This window comes from Corynebacterium sp. (assembly GCF_043426755.1).
In the GTDB taxonomy this organism is placed as follows: domain Bacteria; phylum Actinomycetota; class Actinomycetes; order Mycobacteriales; family Mycobacteriaceae; genus Corynebacterium.
This window is the reverse complement of record NZ_JBHWRP010000001.1, coordinates 1-20,592: the sequence shown is the minus strand read 5'-3', so window position 1 is coordinate 20,592 and position 20,592 is coordinate 1. Positions and strand designations below refer to the sequence as shown.

General features: G+C 59.4%; 21 protein-coding genes and 7 tRNA genes. 10 read left to right on the top strand and 18 right to left on the bottom strand.

The window, feature by feature from the left end; all coding sequences use genetic code 11:
• Window position 1: 1 nt before the first annotated feature.
• The 8 genes from secF to ACHFGA_RS00105 form a co-directional block, all read right to left on the bottom strand.
• Complete coding sequence (gene secF / locus ACHFGA_RS00140; protein ID WP_394280461.1) at window positions 2-1,210, bottom strand: protein translocase subunit SecF; 1,209 nt, start codon at window positions 1,208-1,210, stop codon at window positions 2-4.
• A 2-nt stretch (window positions 1,211-1,212) separates the two neighbouring features.
• On the bottom strand, window positions 1,213-3,108 hold the full coding sequence (gene secD / locus ACHFGA_RS00135; RefSeq protein WP_394280460.1) for a protein translocase subunit SecD: 1,896 nt from the start codon (window positions 3,106-3,108) through the stop codon (window positions 1,213-1,215).
• A gap of 140 nt (window positions 3,109-3,248) precedes the next feature.
• Window positions 3,249-3,644: a preprotein translocase subunit YajC gene (yajC, locus tag ACHFGA_RS00130; RefSeq protein ID WP_394280459.1), complete on the bottom strand. Its 396-nt coding sequence runs from the start codon at window positions 3,642-3,644 to the stop codon at window positions 3,249-3,251.
• A gap of 61 nt (window positions 3,645-3,705) precedes the next feature.
• Entirely contained in the window at window positions 3,706-4,794 is a 1,089-nt protein-coding gene (ruvB, locus tag ACHFGA_RS00125) for a Holliday junction branch migration DNA helicase RuvB (RefSeq protein ID WP_394280458.1), read from the bottom strand.
• Window positions 4,795-4,806: 12 nt separating this feature from the next.
• Window positions 4,807-5,427 carry a Holliday junction branch migration protein RuvA gene (ruvA, locus tag ACHFGA_RS00120; RefSeq protein ID WP_394280457.1) on the bottom strand — a complete coding sequence of 207 codons (621 nt, stop codon included), beginning with the start codon at window positions 5,425-5,427 and terminating at the stop codon, window positions 4,807-4,809.
• Window positions 5,424-5,963 (bottom strand): crossover junction endodeoxyribonuclease RuvC, encoded by a 540-nt coding sequence (ruvC, locus tag ACHFGA_RS00115; RefSeq protein WP_394280456.1) that lies wholly within the window; start codon window positions 5,961-5,963, stop codon window positions 5,424-5,426. Before ruvC ends, ruvA begins: the two co-directional genes overlap by 4 nt.
• A gap of 156 nt (window positions 5,964-6,119) precedes the next feature.
• Complete coding sequence (locus tag ACHFGA_RS00110) at window positions 6,120-6,872, bottom strand: YebC/PmpR family DNA-binding transcriptional regulator (RefSeq protein WP_394280455.1); 753 nt, start codon at window positions 6,870-6,872, stop codon at window positions 6,120-6,122.
• Between the two features lie 127 nt (window positions 6,873-6,999).
• Entirely contained in the window at window positions 7,000-7,878 is an 879-nt protein-coding gene (locus ACHFGA_RS00105; RefSeq protein WP_394280454.1) for an acyl-CoA thioesterase, read from the bottom strand.
• Window positions 7,879-7,929: 51 nt separating this feature from the next.
• Between ACHFGA_RS00105 and ACHFGA_RS00100 the strand changes: the two genes are divergently transcribed.
• Window positions 7,930-8,418, top strand: coding sequence for a DUF3817 domain-containing protein (locus tag ACHFGA_RS00100; RefSeq protein WP_394280453.1), 489 nt, complete (start codon window positions 7,930-7,932; stop codon window positions 8,416-8,418).
• Here the strand turns inward: ACHFGA_RS00100 and ACHFGA_RS00095 are convergent.
• From ACHFGA_RS00095 to ACHFGA_RS00050, 10 genes are all read right to left on the bottom strand, one after another.
• Entirely contained in the window at window positions 8,415-8,870 is a 456-nt protein-coding gene (locus ACHFGA_RS00095) for a hypothetical protein (RefSeq protein WP_394280452.1), read from the bottom strand. The two genes, ACHFGA_RS00100 and ACHFGA_RS00095, sit on opposite strands and share 4 nt — an antisense overlap.
• 4 nt (window positions 8,871-8,874) lie before the next feature.
• Window positions 8,875-9,963: a glycosyltransferase family 4 protein gene (locus ACHFGA_RS00090; RefSeq protein WP_394280451.1), complete on the bottom strand. Its 1,089-nt coding sequence runs from the start codon at window positions 9,961-9,963 to the stop codon at window positions 8,875-8,877.
• Window positions 9,964-9,965: 2 nt separating this feature from the next.
• On the bottom strand, window positions 9,966-10,886 hold the full coding sequence (locus tag ACHFGA_RS00085; protein ID WP_394280450.1) for a phosphatidylinositol mannoside acyltransferase: 921 nt from the start codon (window positions 10,884-10,886) through the stop codon (window positions 9,966-9,968).
• 5 nt (window positions 10,887-10,891) lie between these two features.
• Window positions 10,892-11,542: a phosphatidylinositol phosphate synthase gene (gene pgsA / locus ACHFGA_RS00080; protein WP_394280470.1), complete on the bottom strand. Its 651-nt coding sequence runs from the start codon at window positions 11,540-11,542 to the stop codon at window positions 10,892-10,894.
• A complete protein-coding gene (locus ACHFGA_RS00075; RefSeq protein ID WP_394280449.1) occupies window positions 11,535-12,152 on the bottom strand; it encodes an HIT family protein in 618 nt (205 codons plus the stop codon). Before ACHFGA_RS00075 ends, pgsA begins: the two co-directional genes overlap by 8 nt.
• Window positions 12,109-14,175, bottom strand: coding sequence for a threonine--tRNA ligase (gene thrS, locus ACHFGA_RS00070; RefSeq protein ID WP_394280448.1), 2,067 nt, complete (start codon window positions 14,173-14,175; stop codon window positions 12,109-12,111). The genes ACHFGA_RS00075 and thrS overlap by 44 nt, the downstream gene beginning before the upstream one ends.
• A gap of 149 nt (window positions 14,176-14,324) precedes the next feature.
• Window positions 14,325-15,572 carry a Dyp-type peroxidase gene (locus ACHFGA_RS00065; protein WP_394280447.1) on the bottom strand — a complete coding sequence of 416 codons (1,248 nt, stop codon included), beginning with the start codon at window positions 15,570-15,572 and terminating at the stop codon, window positions 14,325-14,327.
• Between the two features lie 36 nt (window positions 15,573-15,608).
• Entirely contained in the window at window positions 15,609-16,256 is a 648-nt protein-coding gene (locus tag ACHFGA_RS00060; RefSeq protein ID WP_394280446.1) for a copper chaperone PCu(A)C, read from the bottom strand.
• 42 nt (window positions 16,257-16,298) lie between these two features.
• The gene (locus ACHFGA_RS00055; RefSeq protein ID WP_394280445.1) at window positions 16,299-16,865 is read right to left on the bottom strand and encodes a copper resistance protein CopC; all 567 of its coding nucleotides are present in this window, start codon (window positions 16,863-16,865) and stop codon (window positions 16,299-16,301) included.
• A gap of 419 nt (window positions 16,866-17,284) precedes the next feature.
• Window positions 17,285-17,359: transfer RNA gene (locus ACHFGA_RS00050), tRNA-Val, on the bottom strand.
• A gap of 267 nt (window positions 17,360-17,626) precedes the next feature.
• On the opposite strand from ACHFGA_RS00050, the gene ACHFGA_RS00045 reads away from it, so the two are divergent.
• From ACHFGA_RS00045 to msrB, 9 genes are all read left to right on the top strand, one after another.
• Window positions 17,627-17,699: transfer RNA gene (locus tag ACHFGA_RS00045), tRNA-Gly, on the top strand.
• A gap of 1 nt (window position 17,700) precedes the next feature.
• Window positions 17,701-17,775: transfer RNA gene (locus ACHFGA_RS00040), tRNA-Val, on the top strand.
• A gap of 38 nt (window positions 17,776-17,813) precedes the next feature.
• Window positions 17,814-17,889 (top strand) — tRNA-Gly (locus tag ACHFGA_RS00035).
• A 33-nt stretch (window positions 17,890-17,922) separates the two neighbouring features.
• Window positions 17,923-17,996, top strand: a tRNA-Cys gene (locus ACHFGA_RS00030).
• A 6-nt stretch (window positions 17,997-18,002) separates the two neighbouring features.
• Window positions 18,003-18,074 (top strand) — tRNA-Val (locus tag ACHFGA_RS00025).
• Window positions 18,075-18,111: 37 nt separating this feature from the next.
• Window positions 18,112-18,187, top strand: a tRNA-Gly gene (locus ACHFGA_RS00020).
• 48 nt (window positions 18,188-18,235) lie between these two features.
• Entirely contained in the window at window positions 18,236-18,925 is a 690-nt protein-coding gene (locus tag ACHFGA_RS00015; protein ID WP_394280444.1) for a dihydrofolate reductase family protein, read from the top strand.
• A gap of 5 nt (window positions 18,926-18,930) precedes the next feature.
• Complete coding sequence (locus tag ACHFGA_RS00010; protein WP_394280443.1) at window positions 18,931-20,163, top strand: glycosyltransferase family 87 protein; 1,233 nt, start codon at window positions 18,931-18,933, stop codon at window positions 20,161-20,163.
• Window positions 20,156-20,557 carry a peptide-methionine (R)-S-oxide reductase MsrB gene (msrB, locus tag ACHFGA_RS00005; protein ID WP_394280442.1) on the top strand — a complete coding sequence of 134 codons (402 nt, stop codon included), beginning with the start codon at window positions 20,156-20,158 and terminating at the stop codon, window positions 20,555-20,557. The genes ACHFGA_RS00010 and msrB overlap by 8 nt, the downstream gene beginning before the upstream one ends.
• The last annotated feature ends 35 nt before the right edge of the window (window positions 20,558-20,592 follow it).

Genomic DNA, 20,592 nt, shown 5'->3' with positions numbered 1-20,592 from the left:
CTTAACGACGATCCGGGCGCCACGTCGAGGTGCGCGGGGTGTCGCGAACCACTTCATCCTTTTCCGCAGGCACCTGCTCGCCAGATACTGGAGTGCTCACGCGACGCTTTGGACCCGCCAATTGCTCATCGTCTTCGTCGGAAGCCTCAGCGTCGACGTCACCGTGCGCCGTCAAGCTCTTCTGCTCGCGGTATTCCGCCACGGCCTTGTTGTGCTTCTTGTACTTGTCTTCACGGTTGACGATGGTGACCAGAAGCGGGGTGGCCAGGAACAGCGAGGAGAAAATACCGACCAACACACCGATCAGCTGGATCAGGGCAAGATCCTTCAAGGTGCCAACGCCCAATAGCCATACAGCCACGACCAGCAACGCGATGATTGGCAGCGCGGAAATCACCGACGTGGAGATGGAACGCATCACGGTCTGGTTGACCGCAAGGTTGGCTTCCTCAGCGTAGGTGGAACGGCGAGACCCAAGAACACCGGACGTGTTCTCCTTCACCTTGTCGAACACGATCACGGTGTCGTAGATGGAGAACGTGAGCACGGTGAGCAGGCCGATAATCATGGCCGGGGATACTTCCAGGCCGAAGACGGAGTAAATACCCAAGATCACGATGCCGTCGACGAAGAGTGCAGCCATCGCGGCCACGGCCATCTCCTTCTCTAGGCGGACCGCAACATAAATGGCTGCGGCGATGAGGAAGACGACCAGCGCTAAGATCATGCGCTCGGTGATCGTTGATCCCCACGACTCAGACACGGTGGAGTCACCGATGGCGTCGGGGGTTGGTTCGCCCTCTGCGTTGAGTGGCTCGTGCTCCTCATAGATGGCCAGACGGGCCGCGTCGATCTGCTCTTGGGTGAGGTGCTCAGAGTTAATCTCGAGCGTCCGGGAATCGCCAGCGCCCACGATCTGGGTGAGCTCCGGCTCCACGCCGGTTGCCTCGACAAAGGTGTCCTCGACCTCCTCGGCGACGAGGTCTCCGGCCTGCATTGACATTTTTGTGCCACCCTCGAAATCAATGGAGAGGTCAAAGCCGCGGAAGAGCATGGACCCCAGCGAGATCAGGATCAGCGCAACGGTGATGATGTACCAGATCTTGGAGCGGCCGATGAAGTCAATGCCGCCCTCGCCGGTGTAGAGCTTGTCGTACGCATTCATCTTCGGGGCTGTCGACTCGGTGGTCGTTGTGGTGGTGTTAGACATTGCTACTTCTCCTCGCTTTCAGCGGAGATGGATGCCGCTGTCGAGCCGGAATCTGAGGCGGGGGCGGAATCCGTTTTCAGCTTTGATGCGGGGGCCTCCGCCTTGGTTGCTTCGATCTCTGGATCGCGCCCAGCCTTGCGGTCGGCCTCGGCCAGGGCAAACATCTTGCCCATGCCATTGACGCTCGGCTTGGCGAAGAACTGGTTGCGCGAAGCGAGGATCATCAGCGGTGCGGTGACCAGGAACGTCACCAGCAGGTCAAAGATAGTGGTCAGACCCATGGTGAAGGCGAAGCCCTTAACCTCGCCGACGGCCAGGAAGTAAATGATCACTGCACCGATGAGGGTGACCATGTTACCGGTGACAATGGTCTGCTTCGCACGGTCCCAACCTCGCGCGGTGGCGGAGCGGAACGTCTTGCCGGCGCGGACCTCGTCTTTAATGCGCTCATAGAGCACGACGAAGGAGTCAGCCGTCGCACCGATACCGATGATCAGACCGGCTACGCCGGACAGATCAAGGGAGTAGCCGATCCACCTGCCCAGCAGCACCAGCATGCCGTAGACGAGCACACCGGAACCGACCAATGTGATCAGTGAGATGAAGCCGAACATGCGGTAGTAGGTGAACACGAAGATCGCGATCAGTACTAGGCCAACAAGGCCCGCGACGAACCCGGCCTTCAGTGAGGCCTCACCCAGAGATGGTGGGACGGTCTGTGCTGTTCCGCCTGGTTCGCCGTTCTCACCGGCGAAGGACAGAGGCAGTGCGCCATAACGCAGGTTGTTTGCCAGCGCCTGGGCTTCTTCCTGAGTGAAGTCACCCGTGATCGAGGTAGCAGATCCCACCGGGGTTGCTCCCTGAATGACGGGCGCGGAAATGATCTGAGAGTCCAGGGTGATGGCGATCTGCTGCCCCAGCTTCTCCGAGGTCAGCTGAGCCCAGGTCTGAGAACCGTTGTGCTCACCGTCTTGCTTGAAGGAGAAGCTGATCTCCATCTGGCCGGTCTCTGGGTTGAACCCGCCGTTGATCGGCTGGTTGGTGTCAATCTGGTTACCCGTCAAGCGGGGCCCGTCCTCATCGGTCACACCGGCCAACAGCGGAACGGGCTCAAGCAGGAGTGCCTGGCCACTGTTTGGATCGCACGAGACCAACGGAAGTTCTGGCTCGTCCGTGCCCGCCAGCGGGTCGGTGGAGTCTGGCTCGCAGCGCATCAACGCCTGGGCAGCTAACTGCTGTGTCGGGTCCTCCGATTGGCGGTCGTCCTGCAGCATGTTCGTCAGTTCCTGACGGCGCTCACCCGCCTCAAGCGAGTTCTCTGGCTCCGGCAGAGGCTCTGCAGTCACGGTAGGAGTTTCCACCGCGTTCTCTTCGCCAAGGGTTTGGTTCAATGCGCTGAAGATCTCATTCAGAGACTCATCGGCCTGCTCTGGGGTGATGATGCCGTATTCCCCCCAGTCATTGGCCGTCTCTTCCATGACCTCTGGCAAAGCTTCCATATCCGGCATGCCTGGCTGCGCCACTGGGCGGAACATCAGCTGCGAGGTTTGTCCAAGGCTGCGCACCTCAGAAGAATCGTCGCCCGCAACTGTAATAACCAAGGTGTTGCCATCGACGACAACCTCCGCGCCAGAAACGCCCATGCCGTTCACGCGGTTTTCCAGAATGGTGCGCGCTTGATCCAACTGGTCCTGTGTCGGCTCGTCGCCCTGCGGAACGAGAGTGACACGCGTGCCGCCCTGCAGGTCGATTCCTAGTTTCGGGGTTGCTGAACGATCGCCGGTAAAAAATACCAGCGCGTACACAACAGCAACAATGAGCACGAATAGGGCCAGTGCGCGCTTGGGCCACTGCCGTTTCGAACCATTGTCATGTGTACGCCGAGTAGTAACGGACACGGAGGCTTCTCCTCGATGGTGATGGACTAGCTAATTAACGTAACGAATACAAACTCTCATCGTACGTCAGGCGCCCGAAAAACTTGTGCCCGACCCCGCTAAAAGCAGGGTCGGGCAAAATATTTCAGGAAGCGTTTCGCTTAGCGCTTCTCGTCGTTATCCGGATCGAAGCGGTCAGATGGAAGGTTCTCGGGGTGCTGGTTTCGATCGTCTACCTCAGTTGGGTAGTTGTCCCATTCGTCTCCGGCTGACCCAGGCACACCACCTGCCGGCGGCTCAACCTCCTCGACCTTGCGCATGACGCCTGCGCGCTCCATCGTGGCGTGGACTCCCGGCGCCAGCTCCAGGGTCAACACCGAATCGTGCGTATCGACGATCGTTGCGTGGAAGCCGGACACGGTGACAATCTGATCACCAGGCTGCACAGAGTTTTGTAGCGCGACTACTTCCGATTGGCGCTTCTTCTGCTGCCGAGCCATCAGAAGTGACGGGATCATAAAAATACCGAGGATGAGGATTAAAAATACAATTTCCATAATGCGTCCCATTCTTACACGGCGGCTATCTAGCTAGCTAGTGCCGGCCCCGATTCTTTTCTTAAAGCACGTTGAGTTGACCAGGTGCCTCCGGCGGCGGTTGCAGCCCGCAGTGGTGCCACGCGGCAGCCGTTGCCACCCGCCCACGGCCAGTCCGAGCCATCAAGCCAGCACGCACGAGGTAGGGCTCACATACTTCCTCCACGGTGCTGGGTTCCTCGCCGACAGCCACAGCAAGCGTATTCACGCCCACGGGCCCACCACCATGCCCCCTGATCAGGGCGTCGAGGACTGCCCGGTCAAGGCGGTCAAGGCCTAACTCGTCGACATCAAAAACGCGCAGGGCTTCCTGGGCTGCGGTGAGGTTCACGCGGCCATCGCCGTTCACCTCTGCCCAGTCGCGGACACGACGCAACAACCGGTTAGCGATGCGCGGGGTACCCCGCGAGCGCGCCCCGATCTCGACTGCAGCCTCGTCATCAATACTGACCCCGAGGATGCTGGCAGCACGCGTGACGACGCGCGTGAGATCGTCCACGTCATAGAATTCCATCTGCGCGGTAAACCCAAAGCGGTCACGCAACGGGCCAGTAAGCATCCCTGCTCGAGTTGTCGCACCGACCAGAGTAAACGGAGGGATCTCCAGAGGAATAGACGTGGCACCAGGGCCCTTGCCGACGATCACATCGATCCTGAAGTCCTCCATGGCCATGTACAGCATTTCCTCCGCTGGACGAGCAATGCGGTGAATCTCATCAATGAAAAGGACATCGCCTTCCATCAAGTTCGACAGCATTGCGGCGAGATCGCCTGCACGTTCCAGTGCGGGGCCAGACGTCATGCGGAGTGAAGACCCCATTTCCTGGGCGATGATCATCGCCAAGGTGGTCTTACCCAATCCAGGGGGGCCAGACAGCAGGATGTGGTCGGGGGTAACCCCGCGCTGCCGAGCACCCGTCAGCACCAGATCTAATTGCTCACGCACCTTCGGCTGGCCAATGAACTCGTCGAGAGCTTTCGGCCGCAGCGTCTTTTCGACATCACGGTCCTCGGCCTGTTCTTGCGGATCGACGGGGGCATCGTCGGCACGCGAGGCCTTACGCTGCATATCCGGCGGCAGCTGAAACTCCGTTTTCTCAATATCAGACACGGTCGCGCTCCCCTACTTCTTGCCTAGTTGTGACAATGCGGTGCGCAGGACGGTCGCCGTGTCCGCTGTAGCGCTATCTTCGGGCAGCGTATCGACGACCTGTTCCACGACAGGTCGGGCCTGCTTGTCAGTAAAGCCTAGCCCCACCAAGGCTTCGACAACTTGTTCCACTACTGCTGGAGAGCCGCCGGTGGAGGCCGTGGTGGCATCTGCCGCCTCTTCCTCAGTGAACAGGCCCTGCAGTTTATCCTTCAGCTCGACGATCATGCGCTCGGCCATCCGCTTGCCCACTCCAGGAATCGTCTGAAGCGATTTGGGGTCCTCGCCGGTGATGTGGTGAGCAATCTCCGCGGCGTTAAATACCGACAAGGAGGCCAACGCCAGCTTCGGGCCGAGGCCAGACACCGTCTGCAGGGTATGGAACATCGTTCGATCATCATCGTCCATGAACCCGTACAAGGTCATCGCGTCCTCACGCACGGCAAGAAAAGTGAGCACTCGAGTGGTCTGACCACGCGTCAGCCGACCGAGCGTCGGCGGTGTTGCAAGGAAGCGATACCCCACCCCGCCGCATTCGATCACCGCGTGATCTAAGCCGATCGAGATCACTTCTCCGTGCAAAGAATCAATCATGAACGTTTCTCTCCTGCAGTATTAAGGGCCATCTGAGTCCGAGCAAGCAACGGGGCGCGCCAACAATGACACACGGCAATCGCCAGAGCATCAGCCGCATCAGCCGGTTTCGGCGCTTCCGACAATCCAAGGATTCGCGTGATCATCACGGTCATCTGCTTCTTGTCGGCGCGACCATTTCCAGAGATCGCCTTCTTCACCTCTGACGGGGTGTACATATGGACGGGAATGTTGCGCTCCGCGGCGGCGAGGATCATCACCCCAACAGCGTGGGCGGTGTTCATCACGGTGGACACGTTGCCGCGTTCGAAGATGCGCTCCATCGCGACAACGTCAGGCTGGTACTCATCCATCCATTGCCCCACCGCCCGTGAAATACGGAGCAAGCGTTCCGCCAGTTCGGCATCAGAGGGAGTACGCACCACACCCACAGCCACGGGAATAACTTGGCGCCCGCGGCCAGCCTGGACAACCGAGAGGCCACAGCGCGTCAACCCGGGGTCAATTCCCATTACCCTGAGTCCTTCTAAGTTCACTCACGCCTCCAAGAACGTACTGCCCAACTTGCCCAACAAGCCTGTGTAGTCACACACTTGTTCTATCATAGCGTGCAGACAAAAAGATTCAGCCCCGCCGTCACCAGTAATGCACAGCGGGGCCAATCGCGACGGTAATCGTCGATAGTCGTCGATCTAGATGTCGAGCGACTCCATGATCTCATCGGAGATATCTGCATTCGTGTACACGTTCTGCACATCATCAGACTCTTCGAGCGCGTCCACGAGGTTGAGAAGCTTCTTCGCGTCCGTCTCATCTAGCTCTACCTCGACTGAGGCACGGAAATCCTGCTCCGCAACCTCAACCTCAATACCGGCATCATTCAAAGCGGTCTTGACTTCTTGCAGGTCGGTCGGGGCGCAAATGACCTCAAACTCTTCGCCAAGGTCATTGACCTCCTCGGCGCCTGCTTCGAGAACGGCCATCAGCACGTCGTCTTCAGTCAGCTCGCCCTTCTTCACCTGGACGACGCCGGTACGAGTAAACATATAAGCGACGGAACCGGACTCGCCTAGGTTGCCGTTGTTGCGCGTCATCGCGGTGCGTACCTCGGTGGCCGCACGGTTGCGGTTATCTGTCAGACACTCAATTAAAATCGCAACACCATTGGGGCCGTAGCCCTCATACATGATGGTCTCGTAATCAGCGCCGCCAGCTTCTTCGCCGGAGCCACGCTTGCGAGCACGTTCGATATTATCGTTCGGAACGGAGGCCTTCTTGGCCTTCCTGATCATGTCATCCAACGTAGGGTTGCCTGCGGGGTCACCACCACCGGTGCGCGCTGCGACTTCGACGTCCTTAATCATCTTCGCCCACAGCTTCGAACGCTTCGCGTCGTTCGCTGCCTTCTTGTGCTTGGTAGTAGCCCACTTTGAGTGGCCAGCCATAACCTAGTCCCCATCCTTTCGTTGATGCAGAGGCATGAGCGAGCGGTACTCACATCTGCCTCATTGCCTCGATCAAGTATACGCACACGATGCCCTCCGCCGTTGCTGCGGGCATCAAGGCTGCGTACTACTCATCGTTTTCTGTCAAATTTTTCATTGGAAGCGTCTTTGCGCCCGCGCGCAGAGTGCGCGTCAGGCCTTCCTGAGTCACCATGGCCACTAAGTTGCCAGACTGGTCAAAAATCCGCCCGTGGGTCAGTGCTCTACCGCCGTGTGCTGACGGCGATACTTGGTCGTAGAGCAGCCATTCGTCGGCACGAAACGGCCTTAAAAACCACATCGCATGATCCAGAGAAGCCATCTGCACCCGATACCCTGGGTGTGGCACCAGAGCAGAATGCAACAGCGTCATATCCGACATATATGCCAGGGTGCAGACGTGGAAAGTGTCGTCGTCGGGAAGTTCCTGCTTCGAACGAAACCACACCACCTGCTGCGAAGGCGTGTACTTGTTGTGCTCGTACAGATCCGGCGGGACAACGCGGATGTCCCAATCCGACCATTCCTCGAGCAGCGCGCGGCGCGAAGCCGGGATGGTCTCGCGCTCTGCGGGGATCTCGTCCGGCAACGGCACGGTGCGCATGATGTCCGAATGCTCCGGGCCAGGATCGCCAGCACGATGGAAGCTCGCCTGCATGGCAAAGATGATTTCGCCGTTCTGTACGGCCTCCACGTGGCGGGTGGCGAATGACTTTCCGTCCCGCATCCGATTGACCAAGAACACGGTGTCCTGGGCGGCCACCCCTGGTCGCATGAAATACCCGTGCAAAGAGTGCACAAATTTATCGTCGCCAACGGTGCGGGTTGCAGCGACGAGCGCTTGTGCAGCGACTTGCCCACCAAAAGTGCGCTCAAGCTCCGAATCCACCGCGGGTGCACGGTAAATATCAGTGTCGATCGTCTCTAAATCCAAAATGGTGCTTATAGAGGAACGCTTCTCCGTCATACCCCGAAACGGTACACGGTTTCTTTAGCCAACCAGGTACCGTTGGTGCTTATGACTCGAGTTACACCCCAAAAATTGCACTTAGCTGCAGCCATCCTCGAATTTTTCACCTGGACATTCCTCATCATCGCCATGGTGTTGAAATACTCCGGGGTAACGGAAGCGGTGGTGCCCATCGCCGGTGGAGTCCACGGCTTCGGCTTCCTCTGCTTCATCGTGTTGACGGTCATTGTGTGGGTGAACAACCGCTGGTCGGCAGGGATGGGCATCGCCGGCCTAGTGGTCTCGCTGATCCCTTGGGCCGCGCTGCCCTTTTCCATCTGGGCCGATCGTCGCGGAGCGCTCGACGGCGGCTGGCGTTTTGCTGATCCGAATGAAGAGCCCCAAACATTCCCCGACAAGGTACTGGCTCAATGTGTGCGCCACCCTTGGCGCTGCCTGATTATCGCGCTTGTGGTCATCGCCATCGTCTTCGCGGTTCTGTTGGCCATCGGCCAGCCCTATGACCCAGATGCCGTCGCCGACCAAGTCACCAACTAGCTGTCTGCAAATTCGAAAAACTCAGGCAGCCGCGCGGTCCCGCCTAGGCGCAGAATTCTTACCAGCGGCTGAAGACGCACCGCGCGGGTGTCCGCCACGGCGTCGTTATAGAACCGCAGCGCTAGCATGACCCGCGCGTCAGCATCCGCCATTTCAGCGCTTTCCGACGCCCCTGCTTCCGCAAGCCGCGCACCGAGATCACGCTCACGCTCAATCCTAGAGGCGAAGTCCCCCGGCACTAGGCCTGCATCTTCTGCCCGCCGGGCCGCAGGAGCAACGCTCGGGTGAGCCACCGCCACCACTGCAGCACGACGATCAAGAGCTGCCTCCAAAGAATTCCGAGCCCGATCGACCCGCACGTGCAGGCGGTCCAGCCGCTGAGCCGTGGAGTATGCCCACGTTAAGAACACCGTGACGAGAACTGCCACGATGACCCAGACCACAGTGTTCATCTGCTTACACCTTTACCGTCGATCCATCGGCGACCGTTTCATACACCGCCATGACCTTCGCGGCCACAGTGTCCCAGTCATAAAGTTTCGCACGCTGGTTGCCGTTGTCCACCAACTGCTTGCGGGCGGAGGCATCGTCGATAAGCGAACGCAACGCGGTAGCAAGGGCATGATCATCGCCGACGGGAAATAAGACGCCCGCCGGGCTCTCGCTTTCCGCATCGCAGACCGCGGCGAAAGCCTCGAGGTTACTAGCAACGACCGAACAACCGGCCGCCATTGCCTCCACGAGCACGATGCCGAAGGACTCCCCGCCCGTGTTGGGCGCGACGTATATGTCAGCGCGGCCCAAGATCGCGGCCTTCTCCTCGTCACTGACGCGGCCCACAAAATTGATGCCAGGGATCTCGCGGGGCCGGCCTGCACCGATAATCGTCACCTTGACCTCTCGGTTGAGCTGGGTCAATGCGCGCAACAGGATATCAAGCCCCTTGCGGGATTCGTCCAGCCTGCCCAAGAAGACGATCTCGACAGGTTCATCGTCGTCACGCGTGCGCCGGGCGGCGACGAACCGCGACGTATCTACGCCATTGGGGATGAGGACGGGGTCCCCGCCGAGTTTTTCCACCTGCCAACGACGAGCCATTTCTGACACGGCGATACCACCGCCAATCTTTTCCAACCTGGGTTGAAGTATTGGACGCGCCATTCGCAAGATCCATGAGGAGGTGGCGGAGGCATGGTACGTAGCGACGATCGGCCCCTCCGCTAAGAACAGGGACACCATGGAGTAGCTAGGAGAATTTGGCTCATGGATGTGCAGAACATCGAATTGGCCCTCGGAGATAAATGCGCGGGTGTTGCGGAACACCTGAGGGCCGATCGCTAGGCGAGCCACGGAGCCGTTGTAGCGGATCGGCACTGAGCCGCCACCCTTGGTGACATAGTCCGGCAGTTCAGTGTCACCGGATGCTGGTCCGAGCACGCCAACCTCATGGCCCTGCGCCCGAAAAACCTCCGCCAAATCAAGGATGTGGGCTTGAACACCGCCGGGTTCGTCGAAAGAGTATGGGCACACCATTCCGATCCGCATGATTACTCCCCCGCGTTGGCCGTTTTTCGTTTCTTCTTGTCCACCGGCCACTGTGGCTGCAGCATGTGCCAATCAGCAGGGTGGGCTGCAATATTGGCAGCGAACAGGTCAGCAACCCGCTGCGTGGTCTCCTCCAGCGTGGTGACCTCAACCGGGGCCGAAGCGGACAGACCCCACCCGGGGTCCTTATCGTTTCCGGTGAACCAACAGTGGACCGCGTGCAACGCAGCCCCAGTTTCGATGGCTAGCTGGGCAGGCCCGGCCGGCATCGTGGTGTCCTCGCGAAAGAATGTCACTGGTACGCCGCGCCGCGTGAGGTCGCGCTCGCCCAGCAGGCAGACGATGCCGCCCGACTCGAGGACCTCTTTCAGCCTTTGAAACGGCGGGGTGTCCGACCCTGTCAGCGCAAGCACCTCAAAGCCCAAGGACTCCCGAAACTCGACAAACGCGTCGAACAGCACCGCGGGTTTAACCCGTTCAGCCACAGTGGTGAACTGGCCGTAGTTGGTATTGAGCCACATTCCGGCCATGTCCCAGTTGCCGGAATGCGGCAACGCCAAGATGACGCCTTTGCCTTTGGCCAGTGATTCGTCGAGAAGCTCACGCCCCACGATTCCTTCGCTGATGCGCGCGACCAGCTCAGGGTCCCCCGCCAGTCGCGGCAACCGAAAAGCCTCGCGCCAGTAACGCGCGTAAGACCGGACCGAGGCCCGCACCAAATCACGAGTCACATACGGTGCTCCCACCACGCGCGTTAGGTTTCGGCGCAGCATCTCCATGCCCGCTCCGTTTTTTGAAACCTTGTCAGCGCCCCAATTAAACAGCGCGGTCACCCAGGAATGGGGCAAGCGCCCAATGATCTTCCAACCGGCTAAATAGCCGGCGGCTGATAGGTCCTCGGCAGTTGGCAATCGAAAAGCCACTCTTGCTACTCCTCGTCCGTGACGGTTCCGGTTGGCGCTGCAACAGGTGCGGCGGAATTCTCATCGCGCGATGCCATGACCAGTCGCTGAATCACCGTAAAAACAGACCCAACGGCCAGCACCCACAAGGCCACCTCAATGGCATAGGGCACTCCCCAACCTTCTAGGGCCAGGCCGCCGAGGCCCAGGATGAGGCGCTCCGGCCTCTCGATCAGGCCGCCGACCATGCGTAAACCACCTGCCTCGCCGCGTGCCTTGACGTAGCTAATGATCTGGGACGTTACGACGACCACCAGAGACACTGCCACCATTGACGGATGGGCATCATCGACAAACACCAACCAATAGGTGATCGCGCCGAACAAGGCCCCATCGGTGATGCGGTCGCAGCTGGCGTCCAACGTGGCACCGAACGCGGTGCCACCACCTCGCAGCCGGGCCATGGTGCCATCCACCATGTCAAAAGCTGAGAAAATGGCAGACAAGATCGCGGCCCACACGAGGTGATCAGCTGGGATGAGGACCACGGCGATCGCCACAGTGACGACGGCACCAACGACGGTGACCACGTTGGGTGTTAAGCCCGCCCGCAGAAACCCTTGCGCGATTGGTTCTACAACCACTGCGGCAGGTTTCCTACCGTGCACACTAAGCATTGTCACGCTCCGAGTCCTCGTCGATAAGCTCCTGCCAGCCCTCTGCCAACAAAGCACGAGTGTCACGCAAAAGCTCAGGTAGGACCTTCGTTTCGCCCAGCACTGTCATAAAGTTCGCATCACCGGTCCACCGCGGCACGATGTGCAGGTGCAAATGGTCGCCGACTGAGCCGCCGGCAGCTCGGCCCAGGTTCAGACCGACGTTGATGGACTCCGGCGACGATACACGCTTCAGGGTGCGCACTGCGAGTTTGGCGAATTCCATGAGCTCGACGGTTTCTTCGCCGGTCAGTTCTTCGAGGTTGGCTACCTTGCGGTAAGGCACAACCATCAGGTGGCCCGAGTTATACGGGTAGAGGTTCAGCAGCGCGTACACGCTTTTGCCGCGTGCGACGATCAATGCGTCCTCATCGTCCATTTGCGCAGCGGCGACGAAAGGGCCTTGTTCTTCATCCTTTTTGGGAGCGTCAGCAATATACGCAGCCCGATAAGGCGCCCACAGCCGCTGGAGCCGGTCATCCTCACCGACACCAGTGTCTGTGAACACTTCTGGGTGCTCTGCGTTGTTATGCACGTCGCGCGACAATCGCTTTCTCGCTGGGTTGTTCATTATTCCGCTCGCGGATCCATGTCTCGATGATACCGATAGCTTCTTCGACTGGAACACCATTCACCTGCGTTCCGTCGAGGAAACGGAAGCTGACAGCATCCGCTTCGACGTCTCGGCCACCGGCCAACAGCATAAACGGCACACGAGCCTGAGTATGGTTGCGGATCTTCTTCTGCATGCGATCGTCGGAAGTATCCACGTCTGCACGGATGCCCCGGCGGCGCAGCTCAGCCGTCACCTTCTCCAGGTGAGACGAGAAATCTTCCGCCACTGGAATACCCATCACCTGATGCGGCGCAAGCCATGCTGGGAACGCACCAGCATAGTGTTCCAGCAGAACGCCGAAGAAGCGTTCAATGGAACCGAAGAGTGCGCGGTGAATCATGATCGGGCGATGCTTCGCACCATCCGACGCCGTGTACTCCAGGTCGAAGCGGTCTGGCAGGTTGAAGTCCAACTGGACCGTGGACATTTGCCAGGTCCGGCCAATGGCGTCGCGTGCCTGCACCGAAATCTTCGGGCCATAGAACGCCGCGCCTTCGGGGTCTGGCACCAACTCGAGGCCGGATTTCTCCGCCACGGCCTGCAGGATATTCGTCGAACGCTCCCACACGTCATCATCGCCGATGAACTTCTCTGGGTCCTTGGTGGACAACTCCAGGTAGAAATCATCAAGACCGTAGTCGCGCAACAGCGACAGGATGAACTCGAGGACGCTGGTCAGCTCCTCTTCCAGCTGATCCTCAGTGCAGTAGATGTGTGCATCGTCCTGGGTAAAGCCGCGGGCGCGGGTCAGGCCATGAACCACACCGGACTTCTCATAGCGGTACACGGTACCGAATTCGAACAGGCGCAGCGGCAGCTCGCGGTAGGAACGGCCGCGGGAAGCATAGATCAGGTTGTGCATCGGGCAGTTCATCGGCTTGGCGTAGTAATCCTGCGCCGGCTTGGTCACGTTGCCCTCGTCGTCAGTTTCGCCGTCGAGCTGCATTGGCGGGAACATGCCATCGGCGTACCAGTCAAGGTGGCCCGACTTCTTAAAGAGGTCGCCCTTGGTGATGTGCGGAGTGTTCACAAACGAATAGCCAGATTCAATATGGCGGCGGCGCGAATGCTCCTCCATCTCCAGGCGCACGATGCCACCATTGGGGTGGAACACAGGGAAGCCGGAACCGATATCATCCGGGAAAGAAAACAGGTCAAGCTCAGAGCCCAGACGGCGGTGGTCGCGCTTTTCCGCTTCCTCCAGCATCGTCTGGTATTCCTCAAGCTTCTCCTTGGATTCCCACGCAGTACCGTAGACACGCTGCAAGCCAGCATTGGACTGGTCACCGCGCCAGTACGCTGCTGACGCGCGGGTGAGCGCGAACGCCGGAATGTACTTCGTCGTCGGAACGTGAGGGCCGCGGCAGAGATCGGACCATTCCACCTCGCCGGAGCGTGGATTTACGTTGTCGTAGAAGGTCAGCTCGCCAGCGCCCACCTCGGTAGCTTCATCCGAGTTGGGGTCAACGTTGCCCTTATCCTCGACGAGCTCGAGCTTGTACGGCTCATCCTTCAGCCGCTCAATGGCGTCCTCATTGGAGGCATAAACGCCACGCTCAAATTTCTGGCCGGACTTGATGATCTTCTTCATCCGGCGCTCGATGGTCTTCAGGTCTTCCGGAGTAAACGGCTCAGCTACATCGAAGTCATAGTAGAAACCGTTCTCGATGGCTGGCCCGATGCCCAGCTTCGTGCCCGGGAACTCCGCCTGGACAGCCTGTGCCAGCACGTGCGCGCACGAGTGGCGAATCACGCCACGGCCTTCCTCACTTGACGCCGTGACGGGGGTGAATTCAGCGTCCGCCTCGGCGACGTGCGAGAGATCTTTCAAATTGCCTTCGGCATCCTTTACGACGACAACAGCGTCTGGACCCTTGTTCGGCAAGTCCAGCTCTCGCATTGCTGCACCTACGGCAGTGCCGGCAGGAACAGTAAACGGTGGGTAGTTGGCTGGCGCCACTGCAGATTCGTTAGCCATGATGACTGATGCGCTCCTTTGCGCTCGTGCGCCCGCGGCATACCTGGCCGCGAGCACTGTGCTAGCAAGTAAGACCCTCAAGAAAATTAGCTTGGGGTCACCGCAGACAGTCTACTCCTCACACAAAGGAAACATGGGACAGGTGCCCTCTACTGCTCCAATAAACTCTGCGCCCAGAACTTATCGCGCTCCCCTGAAGCGGACACTCCCGGCGGGATCCAATACACGGCGGAGCCGATATGGGTGATCCACTCATTGAGGCGATCGGCCTCGTCGAGACGTTGCTGGATCGGAACGTACTGTGTCACCGGATCCTTTTGAAAGGTGATGAACACTAGGCCAGCATTGGACAACTGGCCGAGGGCCGGATCCGGTTGGATGTCATAGTTGTAGGGGCGGCGTCGGATGCGTTGCTCCGGGTGATCGGCGGGTGGTTGGGAACGGGCGACGTGCGAGTTGCGGTCAATCACCGGAAGGCCGTACTGGTCTGTGGCCTCATAGTCCGGGTCATCGAATTCCTTCTCCCCGGTCAGCGGGGCACCGTTCGACAGTTTGCGGCCGACCGATTCCTCGCGCGACACGCGGTCCAGCATCTCCCACGTATCCAGGTTCATATTGATGCGGCGTACCACCATCGAGGTGCCGCCGATCTCAAAGTCCGCGCCCTCATCAATCCAGACCTGCACGTCATATTCCTCGTCGGTACGTGGGTTGACGGTGCCGTCGACCTGGCCGAAAAGGTTACGTGGAGTACTCGTGTCAGGCATCGAGCCATCGGCATGCAGGAACCCTTGCTGCAGCCAGCTGGTATCCACGTAGTCCATACCGGCGCGCACCATATGGCGCATCGCATGGCTGGCCATCACCGGATCGTCGGAACAAATCTGGAGGACTAGATCAGATTGCCCCCACTGTTCGTCCAGCTCATCACGGGAGAATTCCGGTAATGGTTCCAGCCAGTCGGGTTTTTCGTCGTTAAGCCCTGCGATCTCAAAGATGCGGGGGCCGAAACCGCAGGTGATCGTGAGGTTGGCGGGGATTTGCACCATTTCGGGCTCTAGCGAGCCGAGCGGGGTTTCTCCGGAGCACAGGGCACGCGCGTCTTCGGTCCACAGGCGCATGAGACGGGTAAGAGCGCTGCGGTCCACCCCATCCTTGACGGTGAAGGCCAGCAGATTCAGGTAAGCCTGTGGCGCCGTAGAGATTCCCGCCTGGTGGGGCCCGTCAAAATCGACGGTGGCCTCGGTCAAACGATAGTCCACCTCGACGCCGGCGTCGTCGGGCTCCGGCGCGGGCTGCTTCGCCCCGGCGTACGCCCTATGGCTACTCGACAGCGCGGCCGCAGACCCTGCGGTCACGGCTGCGCCGGCGATGAAACCACGACGAGAGATAGACATGATCGTTAAACCCTTTCTCAGACCTTGAAAATCTAGCTAGTGGGCAGGAGCGTCGATGTGCTCACCCATCTCCCCCATATCTTGGATCATGTCATGGCCCGCATGTGGGTCATGGCCCTGAAGTTCGCCGTCCTCACCATAGTTTTCCTCACCCGGCAGCAGGGTGCGCACAGGGACGTCGTTCGCCGTGTACTCGTTGCCCTCCGAGTCCTTGAAGGTCACGTTGACGGTATCGCCAGCCTCGATGGCTTCGTCGTAGCCCATGATCATGAAGTGATCGGCACCTGGCTCTAGGTCATAGCTACCGTTGGCGGGAACGACGAAGCCGCCCTCGATCTCACGCATGACGCCGTCGGCAACCTCGTGCAGCTCGTAAATTTCTGCGCCAAGGTCGGTGGAGAACTCGACGATGTTAATGTCCTGGTCAGTGTGGTTGACCAAAGTGCCGAACACCCCAGTCATCCCTTTGCCTGCCTCCATAGCGCGGATGACTGGATCCTCCAGAGTGACATCCTGGTCGGTGGCATCCTCGGTGGACGTTTCCACCTCAGTGGTGGTTTCTACTGCTGTAGAGGTCTCAACAGCAGTGGTGTCTTCCGCAGTGTTATCTGCAGAATCACCACAGGCAGCGATAGTCAACGATGCAGCGATCAGGGCTGCACCAGCAGCTAGACGGCGATTCATGGGAATATTCTCCTTTTCCGATGTGACTCGGGGATATTTTCTTTATTTGGAACGCTTACCAGCTACAGCGATGAGCGCCCCGATGATGACAAGAACGACAAGCCCTCCGCCGATAATCCAACCCCAGGGTGTCGACGAGGACTCTTGGGTTGTACTCTCCGCGGATTCTTGGGCCTCGTCCGCCTCGGGATTATCTGCCTGGGCGCCATCGCTTTCCTGCTCACCGGCGACGGTGAAGGTTGTCATGCCACGCGTGGCGTGCCCGTCCGAGGATGTGATCTGGAACCCGATGCGGTAGTTGCCCGGGCCTGGATCGATATCTTCGGGCACCTCAAGCGACACGTCGCGCCCCTCGACCGTTGGTTCGCCGGAAAACAGCACTTCTTGCGTGTCCGCGTCAGAGATAGCGAAGGTGTTGAAATCGTCTTTAACGTAACCCGAGAATTCCAAAGTGATGGTGTCAGGGAACGTATCGACGACCTCCTCGTTGTGCGGGCTTCCGCCGATCACCGAATCATGCGCAACGGCAACAGGGCCACACAGTGCGGCGGCTGCCACGAGCATGCCAGCACTGGTAGCCGCGAGTGCGCGGCGGGTGGAACGCAACAATGATGTCTCCTTGTAAACCGAGGATTGTTCTTCGGGTCTCAACCTTACGGCGGATATGGGCATTCCTCGAAATACGACGTGCCGTAGCAACGAGCGCTATGCGGCAGCTGATGAACGTGTGACGCCGAACCGCAGCGGCTGCAAGCGGCGTCATTCAAGTAGTCGGTCAACTATGGGCAAAAGTTCCCAGACGGATGCCAAACTGTTGGACCTCAACTGTTGGATTAGGGAGATTTCGACGGTCAAACGCGACTAAGCGGCCCTGTTCCAACATTCCAGTTACAGCAGTTTGCGTTCGAGGGGAACGGACTCGCGGTACGGAGAGAGGCCAAGAGGGGCCGCGCACGATCCGACGAGAAACCACCGCCTGCCGCGAATGCAAGAAACCCCAGTTCAGTTGAACTGGGGTTTAAAAAAATTGGTGGTCCCAGCTGGGATCGAACCAGCGACCTTTCCGGTGTGAACGGAACGCTCTTCCACTGAGCCATGGGACCGTAGTGCCTTACGGACGTAAACAAACAATAGTCCGAAGACGACCAAACCACCTAATCTGCAGGTCAGCAACAAACATGGCCGCGCATCCGCCCTAAAGCCAGCACCGTTTTCGCCACCGAACAACATGGCTGTAATTCCCAGCAAGCAAGAGGTGTCCGCTAGGGGGTGTGACCTGTCGATTTGTATAACTGACACTTGCCACGCTAAAGTTTTGATTCGCACCACGCCACGATGGCTTACACCACCGAGGCGCTGGATTAATGCACGCGGATGTAGCGCAGTTGGTAGCGCATCACCTTGCCAAGGTGAGGGTCGCGAGTTCGAGTCTCGTCATCCGCTCGCGCGATTAGCTCAGCGGTAGAGCACTACCTCGACACGGTAGGGGTCACTGGTTCAATCCCAGTATCGCGCACCAAGGTTTAAACACCTTGACACTATAAGCGAATAGCGAATGCGGATGTAGCGCAGTTGGTAGCGCATCACCTTGCCAAGGTGAGGGTCGCGAGTTCGAGTCTCGTCATCCGCTCCAAGTACTTTTTGGGTACTTTGGGGGTTAACCCATGGTGGATTGGTCGAGTGGTTAGGCAACGGTCTGCAAAACCGTGTACACGGGTTCGATTCCCGTATCCACCTCCACCCCTCGCGCGATTAGCTCAGCGGTAGAGCACTACCTCGACACGGTAGGGGTCACTGGTTCAATCCCAGTATCGCGCACGCAGTTTGTAGGTCCACCATGATCTGCGAACGACCCGCGGATGTAGCGCAGTTGGTAGCGCATCACCTTGCCAAGGTGAGGGTCGCGAGTTCGAGTCTCGTCATCCGCTCCACTTACAGCCCGGCACTGATCACCAGTGCCGGGCTGTACTCTTGTCGCTATGACTATCGCCCCCTCGTTCACCGCAGCCGAACTCATCGGCCCTACGTTGCCGGCCACCACACCAGAACTCCGCGCGGTCGCTATCACCACCCTGTCCGGCGCCTCGGCCTGGGATGGCTCCTCCCATGCCCTCGGCAATCCCACCGATGACACCCTACTCCTTGGCCTCCGCGACTGGGCCCAGTGCATCCTCGTCGGCGCCAACACAATCCGTGCAGAGAGCTACCGCGCACCAGCCACTCCCATCGCAGTGGTCTCGCGCAGCCTCGACTTCGACACCACTTCCCCCTTCTTCACCACGGCTCAGCACAGCCCGATCATCCTGTGCCCGCACAGTTCGCTTATCGACGAGGCTCTCGTCGATAAGCGGGAAGCGTTAGAGGCAGCCGGCGCAACACTTGTGGATACCGGTACTGGAAGCGCGGAGGAGATGGTGGAGGCGTTGAGAAACCGGGGCTATCAGCGCATCACGTGTGAGGGCGGGCCCGGGATCTACTCGATGATGTTCAACGCGGACCTAGTCGATGTGTTCCACCTGACGATCGACCCGTTGATGCACGGCCCCGTCAAGAAACATCTTCTGGCGCCGCGGCCGGACGGCACCGAGTTTGATTACCGCATGGAGTTGGACGATCTGCGCGCGACCGACGATTCGGTGCTATTTCTCAGGTATCGCCGGGTACGGTAAGAGGCGTGTTTGTACAACGTCTGGAAAACGCATGGGTGGCGCCCGCTCCCCTGTCTGAAACAGCCACCCCACGCAAGGCGAATGCCGTTGGTAACGCGATCGCGTGGCCGCTCGCAATCCTGCTGGTGTTGCACCGGCTACTGGTGCTCGCGCGCACGGGCAGCATCACCGATGACTTCACCACCGTTCAGACCGCGGCGCGCCGTTTCGTCGAGCGCGTTCCGGTGTACAACGAGGTCTACCACCATGTGAACCCGCACTACCTCTACAATCCGGGTGCCACGCTGCTTCTCTCCCCTCTGGGGCTGACGGCCGATACGGCGGCGATGCGCCCCTGGTTCATCGGTGCGAATGCGGTAGCGATCATTGCGGCGCTGGCGGTGATGACGTACATGGTCGGCCACACGTGGCGCTCCTGGTTGCTGCCCGCCTCCATCGCGGCGGCATTTGCTACGGAGTCGGTGACGAACACCTTGGTGTTTTCCAATATCAACGGGATCTTGCTCCTGGCACTTGTCGGGTTCTTCTGGCTGTTTTTGCGGCAGAGGTCCTGGGCTGCGGGGTTGGTCTTGGGCCTGGCGATCGTCGTCAAGCCAATGTTCCTCCCGCTGCTCTTTCTTCCCCTAGCGAAGCTGGACTGGAAGGCGCTGGGCACCGGCATCGCAGTACCTGTGCTGCTCAATGTGATTGCGTGGCCGCTCACGCCCGGAGCGAGCGACTACGTGGACAAGCTCGTGCCATATCTGAGCCAGACACGTGACTATGCCAATTCTTCACTGGCTGGGTTCGCCGTGTACTTTGGCATGCCTGGCTGGATGGAGGCTGTGCTCTGGGTGCTCCTGGCCGCGGCTGTTGCGGTGGCGGTGCTGGGCCTGCTGCGTTTCCGCTCAACTGACCCGCTCCTGTGGGCGACCACGACTGCTGCGGTGCTGTTGGTTGGGGTGTTCATTTTGTCGTCGTTGGGCCAGGCCTACTACTCCATGATGATCTTCCCCGCCATGTTCACGGTGGTTCAGCGGGTGAGCTTCTTCCACAATCCGATGGCGTGGGTGGGTGCGCTTCTCTGCTTGGCTCCGCTGGAATGGTATTCACCGGATTTCGTCCTGACGGGCCGCTGGTTAACCACCTTCCTGCCCACGCTGGGCTGGGCGGTGTTCATCATCGCGGCGGCAACGTGGGTAGTGTTGGTGTCACGACAACGCACATCAGAATGGAAGGAAGTGCGCACCCATGGTTAACTACCTCGACTGGTCCGACCAGCAGTGGCGCGAGAAGCTCAACGAGAAGGAGTACTTCGTCCTGCGTGAGGCCGGCACGGAACCCCCGGGCGTTGGCGAGTACACCGATACCACCGACGAGGGAATCTACTACTGCCGCGCGTGTGGCGAAGAAATCTTCCGCTCCGGTGAAAAGTTTGATGCTCGCTGTGGATGGCCCGCTTTCTACGAGCCAGCCAACAGCGACAAGGTGATTGAGCGCCGCGACACCTCCCACGGGATGGTGCGCACCGAGGTGCTGTGTGCGAACTGCCACTCCCACCTTGGTCACGTCTTTGAAGGTGAGGGCTTCCCAACACCTACGGACCTGCGCTACTGCATCAACTCTATTTCGATGACCTTCGAACCGAAATAGCAGAGCACTAGGCCCAAAAACAACACCCCATTTCC